This window comes from Labrys methylaminiphilus subsp. lupini, from assembly GCF_051161885.1.
Classification (GTDB): Bacteria; Pseudomonadota; Alphaproteobacteria; order Rhizobiales; family Labraceae; genus Labrys.
The window spans coordinates 2,897,164-2,917,063 of record NZ_JBMDIH010000001.1 but is presented as its reverse complement, the minus strand read 5'-3'; the positions used below and the strand labels follow the sequence as shown (position 1 = coordinate 2,917,063).

Annotated in this window: 17 protein-coding genes; 8 read left to right on the top strand and 9 right to left on the bottom strand. The window is 62.7% G+C overall.

What is annotated here, in order from left to right:
* Positions 1-61: 61 nt before the first annotated feature.
* From scpA to ACN6KF_RS13655, 3 genes are read right to left on the bottom strand one after another with little or no spacing between them, the layout of a single operon-like run.
* Entirely contained in the window at positions 62-2,221 is a 2,160-nt protein-coding gene (scpA, locus tag ACN6KF_RS13665) for a methylmalonyl-CoA mutase (protein ID WP_434957352.1), read from the bottom strand.
* Positions 2,218-3,564, bottom strand: a complete 1,347-nt coding sequence (locus ACN6KF_RS13660) for a methylmalonyl-CoA mutase family protein (protein ID WP_434957351.1) — start codon at positions 3,562-3,564, stop codon at positions 2,218-2,220. The genes scpA and ACN6KF_RS13660 overlap by 4 nt, the downstream gene beginning before the upstream one ends.
* Positions 3,565-3,582: 18 nt before the next feature.
* A complete protein-coding gene (locus ACN6KF_RS13655) occupies positions 3,583-3,975 on the bottom strand; it encodes a DUF2780 domain-containing protein (protein WP_434957350.1) in 393 nt (130 codons plus the stop codon).
* A 201-nt stretch (positions 3,976-4,176) separates the two neighbouring features.
* Here ACN6KF_RS13655 and ACN6KF_RS13650 point away from each other — a divergent pair, with 201 nt between their 5' ends.
* The 4 genes from ACN6KF_RS13650 to ACN6KF_RS13635 all read left to right on the top strand — a co-directional run bounded on the left by ACN6KF_RS13650 (position 4,177) and on the right by ACN6KF_RS13635 (position 8,964).
* Complete coding sequence (locus tag ACN6KF_RS13650) at positions 4,177-5,679, top strand: helicase HerA-like domain-containing protein (RefSeq protein WP_434957349.1); 1,503 nt, start codon at positions 4,177-4,179, stop codon at positions 5,677-5,679.
* A 193-nt stretch (positions 5,680-5,872) separates the two neighbouring features.
* A complete protein-coding gene (locus tag ACN6KF_RS13645; RefSeq protein WP_434957348.1) occupies positions 5,873-6,331 on the top strand; it encodes a response regulator in 459 nt (152 codons plus the stop codon).
* A gap of 135 nt (positions 6,332-6,466) precedes the next feature.
* Entirely contained in the window at positions 6,467-7,852 is a 1,386-nt protein-coding gene (locus ACN6KF_RS13640) for a dipeptidase (RefSeq protein ID WP_434957347.1), read from the top strand.
* A 71-nt stretch (positions 7,853-7,923) separates the two neighbouring features.
* Positions 7,924-8,964: a zinc-dependent alcohol dehydrogenase family protein gene (locus ACN6KF_RS13635; RefSeq protein WP_434957346.1), complete on the top strand. Its 1,041-nt coding sequence runs from the start codon at positions 7,924-7,926 to the stop codon at positions 8,962-8,964.
* Here the strand turns inward: ACN6KF_RS13635 and murJ are convergent.
* The 4 genes from murJ to msrB all read right to left on the bottom strand — a co-directional run bounded on the left by murJ (position 8,942) and on the right by msrB (position 14,620).
* Positions 8,942-10,471, bottom strand: coding sequence for a murein biosynthesis integral membrane protein MurJ (gene murJ, locus ACN6KF_RS13630; protein ID WP_434957345.1), 1,530 nt, complete (start codon positions 10,469-10,471; stop codon positions 8,942-8,944). The two genes, ACN6KF_RS13635 and murJ, sit on opposite strands and share 23 nt — an antisense overlap.
* A 691-nt stretch (positions 10,472-11,162) precedes the next feature.
* Positions 11,163-11,762 (bottom strand): superoxide dismutase, encoded by a 600-nt coding sequence (locus ACN6KF_RS13625; protein ID WP_434957344.1) that lies wholly within the window; start codon positions 11,760-11,762, stop codon positions 11,163-11,165.
* Between the two features lie 313 nt (positions 11,763-12,075).
* Positions 12,076-14,211, bottom strand: coding sequence for a S9 family peptidase (locus ACN6KF_RS13620; RefSeq protein WP_434957343.1), 2,136 nt, complete (start codon positions 14,209-14,211; stop codon positions 12,076-12,078).
* Between the two features lies 1 nt (position 14,212).
* Positions 14,213-14,620 (bottom strand): peptide-methionine (R)-S-oxide reductase MsrB, encoded by a 408-nt coding sequence (gene msrB, locus ACN6KF_RS13615; protein WP_434957342.1) that lies wholly within the window; start codon positions 14,618-14,620, stop codon positions 14,213-14,215.
* A 655-nt stretch (positions 14,621-15,275) separates the two neighbouring features.
* Here msrB and ACN6KF_RS13610 point away from each other — a divergent pair.
* Positions 15,276-15,695 (top strand): Ros/MucR family transcriptional regulator, encoded by a 420-nt coding sequence (locus ACN6KF_RS13610; protein WP_068288823.1) that lies wholly within the window; start codon positions 15,276-15,278, stop codon positions 15,693-15,695.
* A 146-nt stretch (positions 15,696-15,841) separates the two neighbouring features.
* On the opposite strand, the gene ACN6KF_RS13605 is transcribed toward ACN6KF_RS13610, so the two are convergent.
* Both ACN6KF_RS13605 and ACN6KF_RS13600 read right to left on the bottom strand, forming a co-directional pair.
* Entirely contained in the window at positions 15,842-16,261 is a 420-nt protein-coding gene (locus ACN6KF_RS13605) for a SufE family protein (RefSeq protein ID WP_434957341.1), read from the bottom strand.
* A gap of 41 nt (positions 16,262-16,302) precedes the next feature.
* The gene (locus ACN6KF_RS13600) at positions 16,303-16,605 is read right to left on the bottom strand and encodes a hypothetical protein (protein ID WP_434957340.1); all 303 of its coding nucleotides are present in this window, start codon (positions 16,603-16,605) and stop codon (positions 16,303-16,305) included.
* Between the two features lie 353 nt (positions 16,606-16,958).
* Between ACN6KF_RS13600 and ACN6KF_RS13595 the strand changes: the two genes are divergently transcribed.
* Genes ACN6KF_RS13595 through ACN6KF_RS13585 form a run of 3 tightly spaced genes read left to right on the top strand, consistent with a single transcriptional unit; the run spans position 16,959 to position 19,844 of the window.
* The gene (locus tag ACN6KF_RS13595) at positions 16,959-18,707 is read left to right on the top strand and encodes a PAS domain-containing sensor histidine kinase (RefSeq protein ID WP_434957339.1); all 1,749 of its coding nucleotides are present in this window, start codon (positions 16,959-16,961) and stop codon (positions 18,705-18,707) included.
* Complete coding sequence (locus tag ACN6KF_RS13590; RefSeq protein WP_434957338.1) at positions 18,700-19,497, top strand: peptidoglycan-binding domain-containing protein; 798 nt, start codon at positions 18,700-18,702, stop codon at positions 19,495-19,497. The genes ACN6KF_RS13595 and ACN6KF_RS13590 overlap by 8 nt, the downstream gene beginning before the upstream one ends.
* Entirely contained in the window at positions 19,494-19,844 is a 351-nt protein-coding gene (locus tag ACN6KF_RS13585) for a DUF1491 family protein (protein WP_434957337.1), read from the top strand. Before ACN6KF_RS13590 ends, ACN6KF_RS13585 begins: the two co-directional genes overlap by 4 nt.
* The last annotated feature ends 56 nt before the right edge of the window (positions 19,845-19,900 follow it).

Below are 19,900 nucleotides of genomic sequence, written 5' to 3'. Positions count from 1 at the left end.
CGGGCTTGGGCGGTTGTGAGCCGTCGACCTGCACGGGGCACTCGGTCCTTTCGGGCCGAACCTACCGGCCATCGCGCGGTTTGTTATGGTGACGATGGCGCAGCTGGCTCAGCAATTCGTCGAGCAAGCTGCTGGCGGCTTCGGTGATGACCGTGCCAGGTGGGAAGATCGCCTGGGCACCCGCCGCATAGAGGGCCTCGAAATCATGTTCGGGTACCACGCCGCCCACCACGATCATGATATCCGGCCGGCCCTCGGCCACCAGAGCCTTGCGCAAAGCCGGCACCAGCGTGAGATGCCCGGCGGTAAGGGAGGAGACGCCGACGATATGGACGTCGCTGTCGGCAGCCTGCCTGGCGACTTCCTCAGGCGTGGCGAAGAGGGCCCCGATATCGACCTCGAAACCGAGATCGCCGAAAGCCGAGGCGATCACCTTCTGGCCGCGGTCGTGCCCGTCCTGCCCCATCTTGGCGACCAGGATCCTGGGCGGGCGGCCTTCTTCCTCGCGGAAGACCGCAGTCTTCTGCTGCACCTTCTCGATGCCGCCACCACTCATCGCCGCCTTGTAGACGCCGGAGGTGGCGCGGATCTCAGCCTTATGGCGGCTGAACACCTTTTCGAGTGCTGAGGAGATCTCGCCGACGGTCGCCCTGGCCCGGGCCGCATCGACCGCAAGCGCGAGGAGGTTGGCATCGCCTTCCGCGCCCTTGCTCAGGGCGTCCAGGGCCTGCTCCAAGGCCGCCGGATCGCGCTCGGCCTTCAACTGCTCGAGCTTGGCGATCTGAGCTGTTCGCACGGCTGAGTTGTCGACCTTGAGCAGTTCGATCGCCGGTTCCGACTGCGGCTTGTAGATATTGACGCCGATCACGGCCTGCTCGCCGGCGTCGATGCGGGCCTGGGTCCGGCTGGCGGCCTCCTCGATGCGCAACTTGGGCAGGCCGGCTTCGATCGCCTTGGCCATGCCGCCCATGGCCTCGACCTCCTCGATATGCCGCCAGGCCTTGGCGGCGAGGTCGGCGGTGAGATTCTCGATGGCGTGGGAACCACCCCAGGGATCGATCAACCGCGTGGTGCCGCTCTCCTGCTGCAGCACGAGTTGGGTATTGCGGGCGATGCGGGCCGAGAAATCCGTCGGCAGCGCCAGGGCCTCGTCGAGGGCATTGGTATGCAGAGACTGGGTGCCGCCCTGCGTGGCCGCCATCGCCTCGATCAGGGTGCGAGTGACGTTATTGTAGACATCCTGCGCCGTCAGCGACCAGCCGGAGGTCTGGCAATGCGTGCGCAAGGCGAGGGATTTCTGGGACTTCGGATTGAACTGCTGCACCAGGCGCGTCCACAGCAACCGGGCGGCACGGAGCTTGGCCACCTCCATGTAGAAGTTCATGCCGATGGCGAAGAAGAAGGACAGGCGCGGGGCGAAATGGTCGATGTCGAGTCCGGCCTTCAGCCCGGCCCTGATATATTCGACACCGTCGGCCAGGGTGTAGCCGAGCTCCAGGTCCTGTGTCGCGCCGGCTTCCTGCATGTGGTAGCCGGAGATCGAGATCGCGTTGAACTTCGGCATATTCTGCGCGGTATAGGCGATGATATCGCCGACGATGCGCATGGAGGGGCCGGGCGGGTAGATATAGGTGTTGCGGACCATGAACTCCTTCAGGATATCGTTCTGAATGGTCCCCGCCAGCTTGTCGGGCGAAACACCCTGTTCCTCGGCCGCGACGATATAGAGCGCCAGGATCGGCAGCACGGCGCCGTTCATGGTCATCGACACCGACATTTCGTCGAGCGGAATGCCCTGGAACAGAGTGCGCATGTCGATGATGGAATCGATCGCGACGCCGGCCATGCCGACATCGCCGGTCACGCGCGCATGGTCGGAATCATAGCCGCGATGGGTGGCGAGATCGAAGGCGATCGAGAGGCCCTTCTGGCCCGCCGCGAGGTTGCGGCGATAGAAGGCGTTGGACTCCTCGGCGGTGGAGAAGCCGGCATATTGGCGGATGGTCCAGGGCTGCTGGACATACATGGTCGGATAGGGACCACGCAGGAAAGGTGCCTGGCCCGGCCAGGACTCGACCGCCTGCAGCCCGATGAGGTCGCTCTCTCCGTGCACGGCCCTGATGTCGATGCCCTCGGGCGTCTGCCAGACTTCGCCGGTGAGAAGCGGTCCTGGCGCAGGGCGACGGAAGGCGAGCGTCGAGAAATCGGGGATGCGACTCATAAGGTGCCTCCTGCCGTGCTCTCGGCCGTGACCTCGAAGGGCATGGCATCGCGCTGGCGGTTCAAGGCCGGGGCAGGCGGTGTGGCTGGATTGGGTGCAGGTCGCAACACGGGGACGACAGGTTCTTCGGCCAAGGCATATTTGCTGGCGCCGATGATGGTGCCGACCGGGGGACGCAGCCCGTCGATCTCCTCCTGCAGCCAGCCCGACTGGATCACATTGATGATGCCGCCCTGGCGTTCGATGGCCTGGAACTGGGACCAGCCGGCCTCGCACAGCGCCTGTGTCAGCGTTTCCAGCCCGCCGGAACCGGCGGCCGGATCGGCGATGCGGTGCAGATTGGCTTCGCTGATGAGGACGTGCTGGCAATTGCGGGCGATGCGCCGCGTGTGCGCGTCGGCCAGGCCGTTTGCGGCCGTGTAGGGCAGGGTGGAGATGCTGTCCGCACCGCCGAGCCCAGCGGCCGCCGTGGCCAGCCCGTTGCGCAGCATGTTGGTGGCCGGATCACGCCGGCTCAGCATGCGCCAGGCGGTTTCCGCGTGGATATGGATGGGGTTTGGAGCGAGGTCGCAGGCTTCCTCGATCTGCTGCCAGAGCAAACGCAAGGCCCGAAGCTTGGCGATGGTGGTGAAGGCTTCCTGGTCGGCGGCGATGGTAAAGCCGATGCAATGACGTGCTTCTTCGAGGCGCAGCCCGGTCGCTTCCAGCACGCGCAGATAGGACAGGGCCGAACTCAGCAAGCTGGCGAGCTCGAGCCCCGGGGTTGCGCCCGCCTCATGGAAGGGTCGGCCATCGGCTGTCAGCACCGTGCCGCCCTGCCGATGATTGGCGAGAACCGAAGCGGTGGAAGGCCATGCCGTCGGCAAGGTGCCTGTGGTCGCGAGCAGGCCGATCGGATCGTAGCCGTAATGGACGGTGCCACCTTCGATTTCGCTGAGCCAGCGCGCAATCTCGAGCGTTTGCGGGCCGGCTTCGATGCGAATCTCGATTGCATTGCGCAGGACGCCCGCCAGCAGGCCGTCCAAGGCGTTCATGGCATTGACCGCGACGCCGAAGCCGCGCGCGAACGGACTATGGGCTGTCGCCAGCACGATCCCGCCGGCGCCACCTTCCAGATCCTCGAGAAGCTGGGTGTTGGCTGCAGCGACGTCCGGATGGTCGGCTCGCTGAACCATGGTCCAGGGTGCAGCCGGCGGCCGCCCGGGAATGGGCAGGGCGCCGGCCATGCGGGCATAGAGGGGCTGCAGGCGTGCGCCGTCTGGCAGCAGGCTCGTCAGTCTGTCCTCGAAGGAGGCTCCCTTGAGCACACCGGCGACGGCTTCGCGCCAACGGGCCTCGTCCACACCCGCCTCTGCCATGGTTCAGACGAACTGCCCGAGTTCGGGAATCTCAGCGACGATCTTGCCGACCACTTCGGGGCCGGCTTCCTTCTCGGCATAGGCGAAGAGTTCCTTGCCGATTGTCTGGATCTGGTTGAGGTCGAGGCCGAGGGCCATCAGCTGGCCGCCGAGGCCGGCGATGCCGCCACCAACATGGCCGACCATGCCGGCCAGCATGCCCATGAAACCGCCGCTCTGGGCGTTCATGGCCTCGTTGGTGACTTCACGCGCGCCACGGATCGAATCGACCAGCTTCGATACCGCGTCGGCAGGTCCTTCCCGCTCCAGGAAGGCAAGCACGGCGCCGATAGCCTGCGTCGCAACCTCGGGGCTCACGCCAATTTTAGCACCCAGTTGGGCGACCAGCTCTTCCATCTTTCTTCTCCCTGACGTGACGCGGATGCCACCAAGGATTCACGATAGGCAAACCGCTCTTCTCTGTTTCGCATTTTGCCATGGAGATCAAGGCCGTGGCTTTAAATACTTGTAACACTTCCTCAAGCCGTTGCCCGTAGCGATATGTGGCGTGGGCGGGTATGGTTCGCCTCGCGATTTGACCGTTCAGGACAGGAAGAGATGACCGATCAGAGCCGGATTTTCGTTGCCAAGAGCGCAGAGCCCCAATATCTCGCGCTGGCCTTCGGCAACCGCCATGGGTTGATCACCGGGGCGACAGGAACCGGCAAGACGGTGACCCTGCAGGTTCTGGCCGAAGGGTTTTCGGCACGCGGCGTGCCCGTCTTCGCCGCCGACATCAAGGGGGACCTGTCCGGCGTTTCCCAGCGCGGCGAAGCCAAGGACTTCATCGTCAAACGCGCCGCCGATGTCGGCATCACCTATGAGCCCGACCAGTTTCCCGTACAGTTCTGGGACGTCTTCGGTGAGCAGGGCATGCCGATCCGCGCGACCGTCTCCGATGTCGGGCCGCTCCTGCTCGCCCGGATGCTGCAACTCAACGACGTCCAGGAGGGGGTGCTCAACGCCGCCTTCAAGCTTGCCGACGACCAGGGCCTGCTGCTGCTCGATCTCAAGGATCTTCAGGCGCTGCTAGCTGATATGGCCGACAGGGCGGCCGAACTGATCAAGACCTATGGCAATGTCTCCAAGACGACGGTGGGAGCGATCCAGCGTCAGCTTCTGGCACTGGAGCAACAGGGAGGCGATAAATTCTTCGGCGAGCCTGCTCTGTCGCTCGCCGATATCGGCCTGCTCGATGCCAGGGGACGTGGCACCATCAACATCCTGGCGGCCGACAAGTTGATGATGGCGCCCCAGCTCTACGCCACCTTCCTGCTTTGGCTCTTGTCCGAACTCTTCGAGCAATTGCCCGAGGTCGGTGATCTCGACAAGCCCAAGCTGGTGTTCTTCTTCGACGAAGCGCACCTCCTGTTCACCGATGCGCCGCCGGCGCTGCTGCAGAAGATCGAGCAGGTCGTGCGCCTGATCCGCTCCAAGGGCATCGGCATCTATTTCGTCACCCAAAATCCGCTCGACGTGCCCGACACCGTGCTCGGCCAGCTCGGCAATCGCGTGCAGCATGCCCTTCGCGCCTTCACGCCGCGTGATCAGAAGGCGGTCAAGGCCGCCGCGGAGACCTTCCGCCCCAATCCCGACCTCGATACCGCCAAGGTCATCTCGGAGCTCGGCAAGGGCGAGGCCCTCGTGTCCTTCCTCGAAGGCAATGGCGTGCCATCGATCGTGCAGCGGGCCCTCATCCTGCCTCCGGCGGCACGGGTGGGCGCCATCTCGCCAGCCGAACGCCAGGCGATCCAGCAGGCCTCTTCGCTGCGCGGCAAATATGAAACCGTGGTCGATCGCGAATCCGCCTTCGAAATGCTGCAGCGTCGCGTGACCGAGGAGGCTGCGCCTGCCGAGCCGGCGGAGGAGGGGGGCGGTTTTCTCGGCAGCGTCTTGGGAAGCGTGTTTGGTTCGGGCAGTGGTGGCGGGCGCTCGTCCGGTCGTATGACGACGTCGCAGGCTGTGGTCCGCTCCGTCACGCGCACCATCGCCACCACGGCTGGTCGTGAGATTACTCAGGCAATCCTGAGGGGCGTCCTTGGCGGGCGTTCGCGGCGCTAGGGCCTGTCGTCGCAACGTCATAGCTGAAGAGTCAGTATATAAGTACTACCGGTACACCGTTATTCGGGGCGCCTACGTCAAATTTCCCGTATTGCATTCCTAGCCTTCCTGGTGAGGTATCGGATCAGCATATACGTTTGGGTACCCTTGGCGTATGAGCTTTTGAAGCGCGATTGCTGGAGGCTCTTGGGCGATGGATGGCGCATCTATACTGAATGATCGTTCGAATAGAAAAGTAATACAATCTGCCGATGTTTTGGTGGTCAATCCAAACCAGGAGGTTGCCGAGTTTTGGCGCGAGAACCTCCTGGATTTCGGTATGACCAAGGTCAGACTTGCTTCGGGCATCGTGGATGCTTTGGAGATGGCGCGCCGGGATCCGCCACTGGGCGTGGTGATCGCACTGCCGGTGCTTGCCGATGCCTTCGCGTTGTTGGGGGCACTCAGCCAGGATGAAGGGGGCGAGTTGCGCGAAGTGCCGATTCTGCTGATCGCTAACCAGCCCAACCGTTCCGCGCTTCTGACCGCCACTCAAGCTGGTTTCGATGCCGTGCTGACCGAGCCGGTGTCGCCGCGGCAGATCTATCGGCGGGTGGGATCGATGATACAGCGTACGCGGCTCACCGCTCGGATGCGGAGCCTTGCGAGCTGACCATGCGGTTGCCCTCCCCTTACGAGGGGAGGGCAAAGTTATAGGCCGAAAACGACGTTGAGAGGCAAGTCGGCCCTACCCAGAGTGGGCAAGGCGCGCTAGCTTGGCGCTTTCTCACCCGCATCGTTAAGGCCCATGTCTGATATCAATAAAGCGCTCGATGCTGCCGACAAGGCACTCGATGCCAGCCTCGACCGGCTGTTCGAATTTCTCCGCATCCCCTCGATCTCCGCCGACAGCGCCTATGCCGGCGATTGCCAGAAAGCTGCCGAATGGGCGGCCGCGGCCCTGAGGGACGTCGGCTTCGATGCCTCGCCTCGCAAGACGATCGGCCATCCCATGGTGGTGGGGCATCGCCGCACCGGCAAGGCCGGCGTGCCGCATGTGCTGTTCTATGGCCATTATGACGTGCAGCCGCCGGATCCGCTCGATCTGTGGCACACCAAGCCGTTCGAGCCGGTACGCAAGCCCGGCCCGCATGGCGACATCATCATCGCCAGGGGAGCTTCCGACGACAAGGGCCAGGTGATGACCTTCATCGAGGCCTGTCGCGCCTTGATCGAGACCCAGGGGGAACTGCCCGTCGACGTGACGGTGTTCCTGGAGGGCGAAGAAGAATCGTCCTCGCGCAGCCTCGTGCCGTTCCTCAAGGAGAACAAGGACGAGTTGAAGGCCGATTTCTGCCTGGTTTGCGATACCGACCTGTGGGACCGCGATACCCCTGCCATCACCACCATGCTGCGCGGCATGGTCTATGAGGAAGTCACCATCAAGGCGGCCAGCCGCGACCTGCATTCTGGCATGTATGGCGGTGCTGCCCAGAACCCGATCCGGGTGCTGTCGAAGATTCTGGCCGCTCTGCATGACGACAATGGCAGCGTCACCGTGCCGGGTTTCTATGACGGCGTGAAGGAATTGCCGAACGCAGTGAAGGCCGAGTGGGCTGCCCTCGATTTCGATGGCGAGGCCTATCTGGCCGAAGTCGGCCTGAAGGTGCCGGCGGGAGAGAAGGACCGGACGGTGCTCGAGCAGATCACCGTGCGTCCGACCTGTGACGTCAACGGCATCAGTGGCGGCTATGAGGGCGAGGGCGCCAAGACGGTGATCGCCGCGCAGGCTTTCGCCAAGGTGTCGTTCCGCCTCGTGGCGGGCCAGGAACCCGAAAAGGTGCAGGCTGCCTTCCGCAAATTCGTGACCGATCGCCTGCCGGCGGACTGCAAGGCCGAATTCCAGTCGCATGGCATGGGACCGGCGATCGCCGTACCGACGGACAGCGAACCGCTGGCCAAGGCGCGCGCGGCACTGGCGGAAGAATGGGGCCGCACGGCGCCGATGATCGGGTCGGGCGGGTCGATCCCGGTGGTCGGCGACATGCAGCGCATCCTCGGCATCGATTCGCTCCTGATCGGCTTTGCCCTGGAGGACGACCAGATCCATTCACCGAACGAGAAATACGACGTGCGCAGCTTCCACAAGGGCATTCGCTCCTGGGTGCGCATTCTCGACGCTCTCGCCAAATAAGGGTCATCTTGATCAGGGCCGGCACGAGGCTGGCCCTGTCGCCCTTTCGCGACATGGGATGCGGGTCGATCATGAAAGCCGTCGTCTTCGAACAATTCGGGCAGCCGCCGAGAATACAGACCGTGCCCGATCCGACCCCGGCGCCGGAAGGCGTCGTCGTCAAGGTCGAGGCTAGCGGCCTGTGCCGCAGCGACTGGCATGGCTGGATGGGGCACGACCCCGATATCGTGCTGCCCCATGTGCCCGGCCATGAACTGGCGGGCACCATCGTGGCGGTGGGCAGCCGGGTCGGGCGCTGGCGCGCGGGGCAGCGCGTTACCGTGCCTTTCGTTGCGGGCTGTGGCCGTTGCCGCGAATGCGCCGGCGGCAACCAGCAGGTTTGCGAACAGCAGTTCCAGCCCGGCTTCACGGGCTGGGGGTCTTTCGCGGAATTCGTTGCGCTCGATTTCGCCGACGCCAATCTGGTCGAGCTGTCCGAAACCCTCGATTCGGCGACGGCGGCGAGCCTGGGCTGCCGCTTTGCCACCTCCTTCAGGGCGGTGGTCGACCAGGGCCGGGTCCGGCCAGGCGACTGGGTCGCCGTGCATGGCTGTGGCGGCGTCGGGTTGTCGGCGATCATGATCGCCAGCGCCGTCGGCGCCAATGTCGTGGCCATCGACCTGACCGAGGAAAAGCTGGATTTCGCCCGCCAACTAGGTGCGGTGGCGACGATCAATGCGGCGCAGACCAAAGATGTCGTAGCCGCGGTCCGCGATCTTACGGGAGGCGGCGCGCAAGTCTCTCTGGACGCGCTCGGCCATCCCGTCACCAGCGTCAATTCGATTGGTAATCTGCGTCGGCGCGGTCGTCACATTCAGGTCGGCCTGATGCTGGGCGACCATGCCAGGCCGGCCATTCCGATGGATCGGGTGATCGCCTATGAACTCGAGATCCTCGGCAGCCATGGCATGCAGGCTTTCCGCTACCAGGCGATGTTCGACATGATCGCCGCCGGCAAGTTGGCGCCTCAGAAGCTGGTCGGCAGCCGTATCGGCCTCGACGAGGCACCCGAAGCCCTGATGCGCATGGACCGCTTCGACGGCATCGGCATCAGCGTCGTAACGCGCTTTTGAAATTCATGCCCGCCGTACCGAAGGCGAAGTAGACCGTGGCGCCGTAGAAAGCGGCCCCGACGATGCCGACAAGCGCGAGGCTGACGATGTCGCCGACATGCGAAAGCCCGGCCAGGAGCGGCACCAGGCCTGTGGCCGCCGCATACATCGCCAAGCCGGCGGTCACGGTCGCCAGGGCGACGCAGGCCAGCATGGCATAGAGGCGGCGGTCGAGATGCATGAAGTGGCGGCGGCTAGCCAGGGCAGCCAGGATGCCGAGATTAACCCAGGCGCCGAGCGAGGTCGCCAGGGCAAGGCCCGCCTGCTGCAGCGGTCCCATCAGGATGATCTTCAGAAGGATGTTGACGCCGATGCCGGTGAGGGAGGCCCAGAGCGGCGTCGCCGTATCGCCGCGGGCATAGAAGCTGGCCACGGCCGACCGGATCAGCACCACGGCCGGCAGGCCCGCGCCATAGGCGAGAAGGGCACTGGAGGCCGCCTCGGCATCGGCGGCCGTGAAAGCGCCGCGCATGAACAGCGCGCGCATGATCAGATCGGGAACGGCAAGAAAACCGGCGAGAAAAGGCGCGGCCAGCAGCCAGGTCAGGAAGATGGTGCGCCGTTGCGCGGCGTGCGCTTCCTCGACCTGTCCGGCCGCCAGAAGCCGGCTCATCTGCGGCAGGATCACCGTGCCGGCCGCGATGCCGATGATGCCGAGCGGCAATTGATTGATGCGATCGGCATAATAAAGCGCCGCCACCGCGCCGGCCGACAGCAGCGAAGCGATGATGGTGTCGGCGAAAATGGCGATTTGCGTACCCATCGAGCCGATGGTGGCCGGCCCCAGCGCCTTGAAGAAGGCTTTCACCGGCGCGTCGAGCCGTATCGGCTCCGGCGTGGCAAGGACACGAGCCCGGTGCGCTGCCCACAGCATGAAGCCGAGCTGCAGAACACCGGAGACGGTGAGGCCCCAGGCCGCGGCGTGGGCGGTGGTCGGAAACCAGTGATGCGCGAGGAGGGTGGCGATCATCGCCACATTGAGCAGGATTGGCGCTGCCGCGGCGGCTGTGAAGCGCCCGACGGCATTGAGCACGCCACCATAGAGCGTGGCGAGGGTGATCAGGATGAGATAGGGAAAGGTGATGCGGGTGAGCGTGACGGCGAGATCGAAGCGTTCGCCCTCGAAGCCCGGCGCATTCAAGCCGACGAATTGAGGTGTGAAGATCAGCACCAATCCCAGCAGAATCACCTGCGAGATCAACAATATCGAGACGATCCGCCCCTGGAACAGCCGCGCGGCGTCATCGCCGTCCTGCTGGTGGACCCTGGTGTAGGCCGGCACGAAGGAGGCGTTGAAGGCCCCTTCGCCGAAGATGGCGCGGAAATTATTCGGCAGGCGAAAGGCGACGATGAAGGCCTCCGCCGCGGGGCCGCTTCCCATCAGGGCGGCCATCATGGCGTCCCGGACAAAACCGGTCACGCGCGACACCATGGTCCAGGCGCCGATGGAAAGAATGTTCTTCAGCAAGGAGAGGGCCTATCGTGACAACCGCTCCGCCCTATACGCGGCTTTGAACGGCGGGAACAGGCACTATCGCCTTGAAAAGGTTGCTAGCGGGTGATGGCGGGATGGATTTTCGGTGGAGAAGCCACCGTGCGTGCCGAGTATGTCCGAGATGGACGCTGGTTCGCTCTCCCGCTTGTTTCGGCCTGACTTTGTGATTCTCGCCAATTGCGTCAAAGTGCCCTGAAAAGAAAGAGGCCGCAGCTTGCGCTGCGGCCCAAGTCTAGGGAGGAAACGCCCAAGGAGGGCTATCAAACGGGGAACAAGTTCCGCGCCGTTTGATGAGGATTAGTTTAGTGTGCGCCGCACAATAAACAATTGCTGAGTTTGCATGGCTGCTAAGCGAGCCATGCGTGGCGATGGCAGGTGTCCCGATACCAAATTTTTGGAAAGCCAAACGATATCAGATGATTACCGGATACCCCTAGATTTGGCATTCAGACTTTGTGCAAAAAATAGGGCAGGGCTGATCGCCGGATGAGGCCGGTTGGCAGCGAAATCTCCAAAAATACGAAAGGGCGGAGAAAACTCCGCCCTCGGATTCTCGACAGATCTGCCGGAAGACGCCTTGCGACCCGATGGATTGCCGGGAAGCGCAGCACGATCTCTGCCAGGGGCGGAGCGTCAATCGATCCGATTGGCGCTCCGGAACTGCTTACTTCACCGCTGCTTCATAGAGCTCGGCGACATATTCCCAGTTCACCAGGCTGTCGACGAAGGCTTTGAGATAATCGGGGCGGCGGTTGCGGTAGTCGATGTAATAGGAATGTTCCCAGACGTCGACGCCGAGGATCGGGGTGGCGCCATGTACCAGCGGGCTCTCGCCGTTCGGTGTCTTGGCGATGACGACCTTGCCGTCCTTGACGGCGAGCCAGGCCCAGCCAGAGCCGAACTGGGTGACGCCGGCCTGGATGAACTCTTCCTTGGCCTTGTCCACCGAGCCGAGGCCGTCGACGATGGCCTTTTCGAGATTGCCCGGGATCGCACCGCCGCCATTCGGCTTCAGCCACTTCCAGAAGTGTAGATGGTTGTAGTGCTGGCCGGCATTGTTGAACAGGCCGGCATTCTTGCCGAAGGACCCCTTGACGATGTCCTCGAGGCTCTTGCCTTCCCACTCCGTGCCCTTGAGCAGGTTGTTGCCATTGTTCACATAGGCAAGGTGATGCTTGTCGTGATGGAACTCCAGCGTTTCGCGCGACATATAGGGCGCGAGGGCATCATAGGAGTAGGTCAGTTCGGGAAGCGTGAAGGACATGGTGTTCCTCATGAAGTGGCATGATGGCGACGGGCATGGCTACAAAACGCAGCCCGCCCCTCTTGTGTTCCCAACGGTTGCCACGAGATCGAAGACCTCGCAGTCATCCGGGCGGGAGCCGAATGAATGGGTGGCGGTCACAAGCCCGCCGCCGCCGGAGCGGACGGAAAGGCCGATGCACCGTCGGCGGGCAAACTTAAGCGGGATGGTCCTGGAAGGGAACAGATTTGGTAGAATGATTGGCATGATTTTATGCAAGCCTGCTCAAGCCCGCCCGGCCGGACAAAACTGTGCCTACCGGGCGGGGGGCAAGTCATGCCGCGCCCATCGTCTGCAGGGCGAAGGCCTGGACCAGAGCCACTTCCTTCAGCCGTTCGAAACGCCCGGAAGCCCCACCATGGCCTGAATCCATGTTCACCTTGAAGATTACCGGATTGCCGTGCGGGTTCTTCTCTCGCAGCCTTGCCACCCATTTGGCCGGTTCCCAATAGGTCACGCGCGGATCGGTCAGGCCGGCGAGCGCCAGAATCGGCGGATAGGGGCGTGCGGTCACGTTGTCGACCGGGCTGTAGGAGAGAATTGTGCGGAAAGCTGCCTCGTCTTCGATTGGATTGCCCCATTCGGGCCATTCCGGCGGGGTGAGGGGCAGGCTGTCGTCGAGCATGGTGGTAAGCACATCGACGAAGGGCACTTCCGCCACGATGGCGCCGAACAGATCGGGGGCGAGATTGGCGATCGCCCCCATCAGCATGCCGCCGGCCGAACCGCCATGGGCTATGATTCTCTTGCGGGCCGTAAAACCGCGCTCGGCCAGATAACTGCCGGCCGCGACGAAATCCTGGAAGGTGTTCGGCTTCTTTGCGAGCTTGCCCTCGCGATACCAGCGCCAGCCTTTCTCCGTGCCGCCGCGGATATGAGCGATGGCATAGACGAAGCCGCGGTCGACCAGCGATAGGGCATTGGTGGAAAACTGGGCCGGCATGGACAGGCCATAGGCGCCATAACCGTAGAGTAGGAGCGGTGCCGAGCCATCCAGCGCTGTTTCCTTGCGATAGAGCAGGCTGATCGGCACGCTTTCGCCATCCGCCGTTGGGGCGAAGACCCGGCGCGTGACATAAAGCTGGGGATCGTGCCCGGACGGAACCTCCTGTCGTTTGCGCAGGATGCGTTCGCGCGAGCGCATGTCGTAGTCATAGGTCTCGGCCGGCGTGGTCATCGAGGAATAGACGAAGCGGATCTGGTCGGTCGTAAATTCCATGCCGCCGTCGAGTGACAGGGAATAGGCTTCCTCGGCAAAATCGATGGCGTGTTCCTCGCCACTCGACAAGGAGCGGATCACGATGCGAGGCAGGCCGTCCTCACGTTCGAGCCGAACCAGCCAATCCGCCAGCAGCACGATATCGAGAATATAGCGGCCCGGCTTATGCGGGATGAGGTCGCGCCAGGACGTCTGGCCCGAAGTCGCCTGCGCCGAAGTCACCTGATCCGGCTTCGCCAGAGGCGCGGTCATGATGCGAAAGTCCTCGGCGTCGTCGAGATTGGTCAGGATCAGCAGCTGGTCCGTCCCGCCGGGCAGGGGGCGATGCTCGATCTCATATTGGACGCCTTCCTGGCGCGCGGCGATCAGATGCACCGTGCCGTCGGCATCGTCGAGGCGGATGATCCGAACTTCCGAGGTTTCATGGTCGTGGATGTCGATGGTCGCCAGGCGGCGCGACTGGGTCTGCGACAGGCCGACGAACATGCCGGCATCGGCCTCTTCGTAGACCAGGCGGTCGGTGCCGGTCGGGGTTCCCAGACGATGCAGCCACACGCTGGAGGCACGATGGTTTTCGTCGAGCCGCACATAGTAGAAGCCAGATCCATCGGCGAGCCAGACAGCCTCACCCTCCGTATCGGGAGTATTGTCCGCCAGCATTACGTCTTTCGAAGTATCGAGCAGGCGTATCGTATGAAACTCCGAACCGTTCTCATCGCAACTCCAGGCGATCAGTCGGTGGTCGGGCGAGGGGGCAAAGCCGCCAAAGGCGAAGAAGCTCTTGCCCTTTGCCAGAGCGTCGCCGTCCAGCAGTATCGTTTCCTCGCCGCCATCGCGCGAACGCCGGCAGAACAGACGATGCTGTCCGCCCTGCCGAAAACGCGAATAGTAGTCGAACGGCCCGTCCGGCGAGGGTACCGAGGAATCGTCGGCCTTGATTCTCCCCTTGAGCTCTTCGAACAGCACGCTCCGCAAATGCTCGCCGCCCGCAAGCTGGGCGTCGGCATAGCGGTTTTCCTCCTCGAGATGCGCCTTGATGTCGGCGGGCAGCGTCGAGCCGTCACGCAGCACTTCTTGCCAGTTGTCGGCCCGCAGCCAAGCATAGTCGTCCTGTAATGTAATACCGTGAACGATGCGCTTGCTTGGCCGTTTTTCGGCGATAGGCGGCAGAATAGGGGAAGAAATCGTCATCTCATGCCTTCTGGTCGGGCGTGAAATTCATGGAATGGCCATTGATGCAGTAGCGCAGGCCGGTGGGAGGCGGACCATCCGGGAAGACATGGCCGAGATGGGCATCACAAGCCGCGCAACGGATCTCGACGCGGCGCATGCCGTAGGATCTGTCCTCCAACTCGACTACCGCATTCGCATGCACGGGTTCGAAGTAACTCGGCCAGCCGCAGCCCGAGTCGAACTTGGTATCGGATCGGAACAATTCCTCGCCGCAGCAGACGCAGGAATAGGTGCCCTTTTCTTTGGAGTTCCAGAACGGCCCGGTAAAAGCACGCTCCGTGCCGCGCTCGCGGGTAATGTGGTATTGTTCTGGAGAAAGAAGCGTCCGCCATTCCGTGTCTGTTTTGTTAACTTTCTTGTTTGGCACAAGTGTCTCCCAATATTTTGCCGCAAAGGGATGCTATCGAAACGATAGACATACTTTGCGGCTGATTCGACGAGCCGAGCGTTTGAAGACTATTCAGTTCGTCGTAAATAGGGAGTGGGACGACAGTTCGCAATTCAGTGTCATGTTGAATTCGGAGGCAAGCTTGCAAATTTGCGTTTGCTGTTTGCCGGGATGGCAATTGTCGCAAGGGAAGTCGGTCTAACTCCGGAGCTTTCTCATCGGCGTCTGATTGGCGGCAGTCGCGGCGATGCTGCGTAATGCGCTGGTCATGTGCGCCTTTTTACAATTGCTGTCTGTGGTGATGCCAGAGGCGACCTATCCGGTTGTCAGTGCAGATCAGATAGTCCGATCGGGTGTTCCAGTACCCATTTGTGATAGGGGCGCGTCTTACGTAGGCGGTTGCATGTTTTCATGGCAGTAATCAGAAGCGGCGTAGTGCAAAATTCATGCTTGTCTTGCAAAAGATCTTGATTGATAAGATTTGAGAGTTTACATCAGTGCGCAATTCGAAATTCGCGATTCCAAAGTTGCGAAGCGGATGTATGGCCTGCACTGCTGTTAATGAATGGCGCGGCAGTGTAGCCGGTGGTGAACATTTAGTTAAATCAGACCAAAAAAAGAAAGTCGATTTACCATGAGCGACGGATCCAACAACACCAACTTCATCGAGCTAGCGGCGGATATCGTCTCGGCCTATGTGAGCAACAATTCGGTTGCTGCATCGGACCTGCCTGGCTTGATCAATGAGGTCCATGGTGCTCTTCAGCGTATCACCAGCGGCGTGCAGGAAGTGCCGGCCGAGGCTCCCAAGCCGGCTGTTCCGATCAAGAAGTCGGTGACGGCTGACTACATCATCTGCCTCGAGGACGGTAAGAAGTTCAAGTCCCTGAAGCGTCATCTGCGCACGCAGTACAATATCTCGCCGGAAGAATACCGCGAGAAGTGGGCTCTGCCGGCCGACTATCCGATGGTCGCCCCCAACTATGCTCAGGCCCGCTCCAACCTGGCCAAGCAGATGGGCCTGGGGCAGCAGCGTCGCCGCAAGGGACGGTAATTTCGCTACGGCGATGCCGGAACGACAACAAGAGCCGGATGCCACGCATCCGGCTCTTGTTGTTTGAAGTATCTACAGCATCGTCCCGAAAGCCGGCGTCCACTTTTTGGCACGATGCTCTAGCAAGATGTTCGATGCGGAAGCGGTCAGGTCGTGACCAGTACCTGCCGGGCATCGCTGCGAATGCGTTCGACGAATGATTTCAGCCCGTTGGAACGCTGCGGCGTGAGATGTTCCTGAAGCTGCAGGTCGCGAAAGATTTCGAGCGCGTCGATGGCCAGGATCTCCGAGGCCGTGTGGCCGGCATAGACAGCGACCAGGATTGCCAACAGGCCGCGCACGATAAAGGCGTCGCTGTCGCACTGAAAGGTTGCGCGCCCATCCTTCCAATGGGTGACGAGCCAGACCTGGCTGACACATCCCTGAACCTTGTTGGCCGCGGTCCGCGCCTCGTCCGGCAGGGGTTCGAGCGTCTTGCCGAGCTCGATCAGGTAGCGATAGCGATCTTCCCAATCGTCCAGGAGCCCGAAGTTTTCGATGATGGTGTCGATATTTTGGCTGCTCATCTCCTTCATATAGGGGAGATGCTGGAGAAGAAAAAGCCTTCTCAGGGAATGGCCGGGCGCGGTGGCGGCAGGGCGGTAAAGCGCTGAGCCGCTGGGGCCGGGGCGGTGGCGACGTCGTCGCTCGGGCCGGCCAGCAAGCCACCGAGCTGCCTGGCACCGGCCAGGCCGGCGGCGCATTGCTGGGGACTGGTGGCGCAATAGGACAATGCCGCGCTGACAGCCTTGTCGGCCAAGGTACTGGCCGACAGATTTGCCGAGGCTTGCCTGTCGTGCGGGGCCGGCGACGCCGGCAGCAGCAGGGCAACCACGGCAAGCCAGAACATCATGCGCAGAATGAAGAACACGTCATGGGCTCCCGATCGATGGCTAATTCTAGCATGAGCACCATCGACACGGGCGTGACGCACCGCACGGGCGGCGGCAAAGTGAAGGGATGGTTAACGTGCGGACCGCCCTTGGTGAGGAATTGTTCACCATGTTTGGCACTTGGCCTGTCTGGAGGCCTTTCTAAGCACAGGAACGGCCTGGGAGGGCCGATCTCTTAGGGTTCGTTTAAAGGACGCGCTGCCATGGTCGACGGGTCATGTAGGGAGCGCGGCCACAGTGCCGTGCCGGGGCGTTGCGTCAGTTTGATTGGTTCATATCCGCCAAGGCATCCGTCGACCGTTTGGTCCACGGATCGGCGAAACACGATCCCTTGACAGCAGCCCGGCATGGTGCCTTCGTTGCCATGTTGTTGGGAGCGGCGCTGTTCGGCCTGACACTGGTGCCACCTTTCCTGGCTTTCTCGGGGGGCCCCAGCCTCGGCGTCGGTGGCGTCATGGTGCTGGTCGCTGCCTTGCTGGCCATCGTCTGGCGTCTGTCGGTCACCGGCCGTCTCGACGTCGCGGCGCTGTTGACCGTGCTTGCCGTGTGTGGCTTTGCCGGCGTGGTGGCCCGCCACAGCGGAGGCCATAGCGCGACCGCTTACGCCCTTCTTGCCATTGTGCCTGCCATTTCGCTGCTGACGGGCGCTCGCAATATCGTCATTCGTGCCGTGGTGCTTGCCGGCCTGACGGCCATGGCAATAGCGCTGGCGGGAACCACGAACGCAGCGCCGCCGACTCTTGCAGCCCGCTTCTTCGACGGATCGGGTGTCGTGCTCGCCCTTGCGGCCGTCGGTGGCATCGTGCTGATGGAATTGCGGCTGCGGCGTTACGACCGCCAGCTCGTGAAGTCCGGCGAGGCCCGCTATACCTTGCTGGCCGAGAATATCAGTGACCTCGTGACCCGGCATGGCAAGCGCGGCCAGGTCGTCTATGCCTCGCCGGCATCCCAGGTCCTGTTTGGCGCCGAACCGTCCGAACTGCTCGGCCAGGGCCTGTTCGACTATGTGCATATTGCCGACCGTCCCGCCTATCTGTCGGCGCTCTCCAGCGCCGAGATGGACGGTCTGGGTTCGACGGTCGAATTCCGCCTGCGCCGCAAGGGGGAAGGCGCTCCGGTCTTCCTGTGGGTGGAGATGCGCTGCCGGCCGCTGGGCGAGGACGACGATCGCCAGACCGTTGCCGTCATGCAGGACATCACCGATCGCAAGGCCTATGAGCACCAGCTCATCGACGCCAAGATCGAGGCCGAGAAGGCCAACGCCGCCAAGAGCCGTTTCCTGGCCACGATGAGCCACGAGCTGCGCACGCCCCTCAACGCCATCATTGGCTTTTCGGAGCTGATGCTGAACGAGGAGATGATGAAGCTGTCGGCGGAGCGGCGGCATGAATATGCCGGTCTGATCCACGACAGTGGCCATCATCTGCTGTCGATGGTCAACGGCATTCTCGATATGTCGAAGATCGAGAGCGGCAGCTTCGAACTGGTGCCGGAATCCTTCCAGATCCGCGATCTCATCGAGAATTGCCGCAATATCCTGCTGCTGAAGGCGCAGGAACTCGGCATCTCCCTGGAGACGGCGATCGCGCCCGACATGCCGCCGATCATTGCCGACAAGCGCGCCTGCCGCCAGATCTACCTCAACCTGATGTCCAACGCGCTCAAGTTCACCAAGCGTGGAGGCCACGTCACCATCGGCGCGCGGCAGGAGAAATATGGCGTGGCTCTCTTCGTCGCCGATGACGGAGTGGGCGTGGCGCGCGAGGACGTGCCGCGGCTGGGCGAAGCTTTCTTCCAGTCGACCGCCGGCAAGCCATCCAAGGATTATGAACGTACTTATGAAGGCACGGGCCTCGGCCTCTCCGTCGTCAAGGGGCTCGCCCAGTTGCATGGCGGGGGCATGGAGGTCGACAGTCTGATCGGCCATGGCACCACCGTGACCGTGTCGCTGCCCTCCGATTGTGAAAGTGAGGCCTCCCGCCGCGCCTTCGCTAGTGGCGCCACCATTGAAACGCTGCCGGTACGTCCGGCGGCCCAAGATCATTTTGTTGAAGAAGAATTGGGGAAGAAGCGTGCGTGAAGCGTTAGCCCGTTCCGATCGCGATTTTCTGCTGTCGGATAAGGTCGAAGAGACCCCCTCGCGCTATGTCGGTGTCATGCGGGTGGTCCTGCAGCGTCCGGCCGAGGTTGCGGGTTTGGTCGTCATGGGCGGCCTCGGCCTGGCGATCCTGGTCAATGCGCTGGCTCTGCAGAACGGCACGCATACGTCTCCCTTCATCGCTCAGCGTGGCTCTGCCGCGTCGGCGCCCTCCGTGCCGGTGCCGCCCGAGGCACCCGATGCAGGCGAGCGCAGTTCCGCCGATGCCGCGGCCCAGGATGCTGTCGCCGTGCTGCGCGACGTCCAGCTCGCGCTGGCGGAACGAGGACTCTATGACGGCTTGGCTGATGGCGTTCTCGGCCCCAAGACCACTGCGGCGATCCGCTCCTTCCAGCAGCATAACGGCATGCCGGTCGACGGCCAGTCCAGTCCTGCCCTGCTCACCAGGATCATCGCCAGTTCCAGCCCCTTGTTGACCACGGAGTCCGGGGCCACCGAAGCCCCGCCGGCTCCGCCAGTGGATCAGATCGCCGCGCTCATCAATGGCGAGCCTGCCGCAACCCCTGGCCCCCAGCCCGACAAGCGCGTGCTGGGTGTGGAAAAGGCCCTGGCCAAGCAGGGTTACGGTCCTTTGAAGGTCGACGGTTTCATGGCCACTGATACGCGCAATGCCATTTCTCGTTTCGAGAAGGATCGCGGACTCCCCGTGACCGGCCAGATCTCGGCACGGCTGCTGCAGGAATTGGCCCGTTCCGGTACCAAGGTAGAATGAGCGCGCGTCTCAAATCCAGCCTGTTCGTCGCCGCCTATCTTCGCCGCGCCATGGTGGAAGGCGCCTTCGCCGCGCTGCGTCAGCGCGGTTCGGAGGAGGCCGGAGCGATCTTCGTCAAGATCGACCATCTCGACGGCACCGCAGTGCTTTACGGGCCGGCACCGCAATCGCTCATCACCGAGGACGACGGCGTGCGCCGCTTCGTCCGTCTCACCCAAGCAGGTGCGACGCCGCTGGATGTTGAGACCCGATTGCAGCGCGAGTTCCGCTTCGATCCGGATCTCTGGGTGATCGAAGCGGAAGATCGCCAGGGCCGGCATTTTCTCGACCTTGCCGAGGAAAGCTGAGGCAGGCCCACCCGGATTACCATTCTGCAATGTATCAAAACGTGATTCCGCAACCG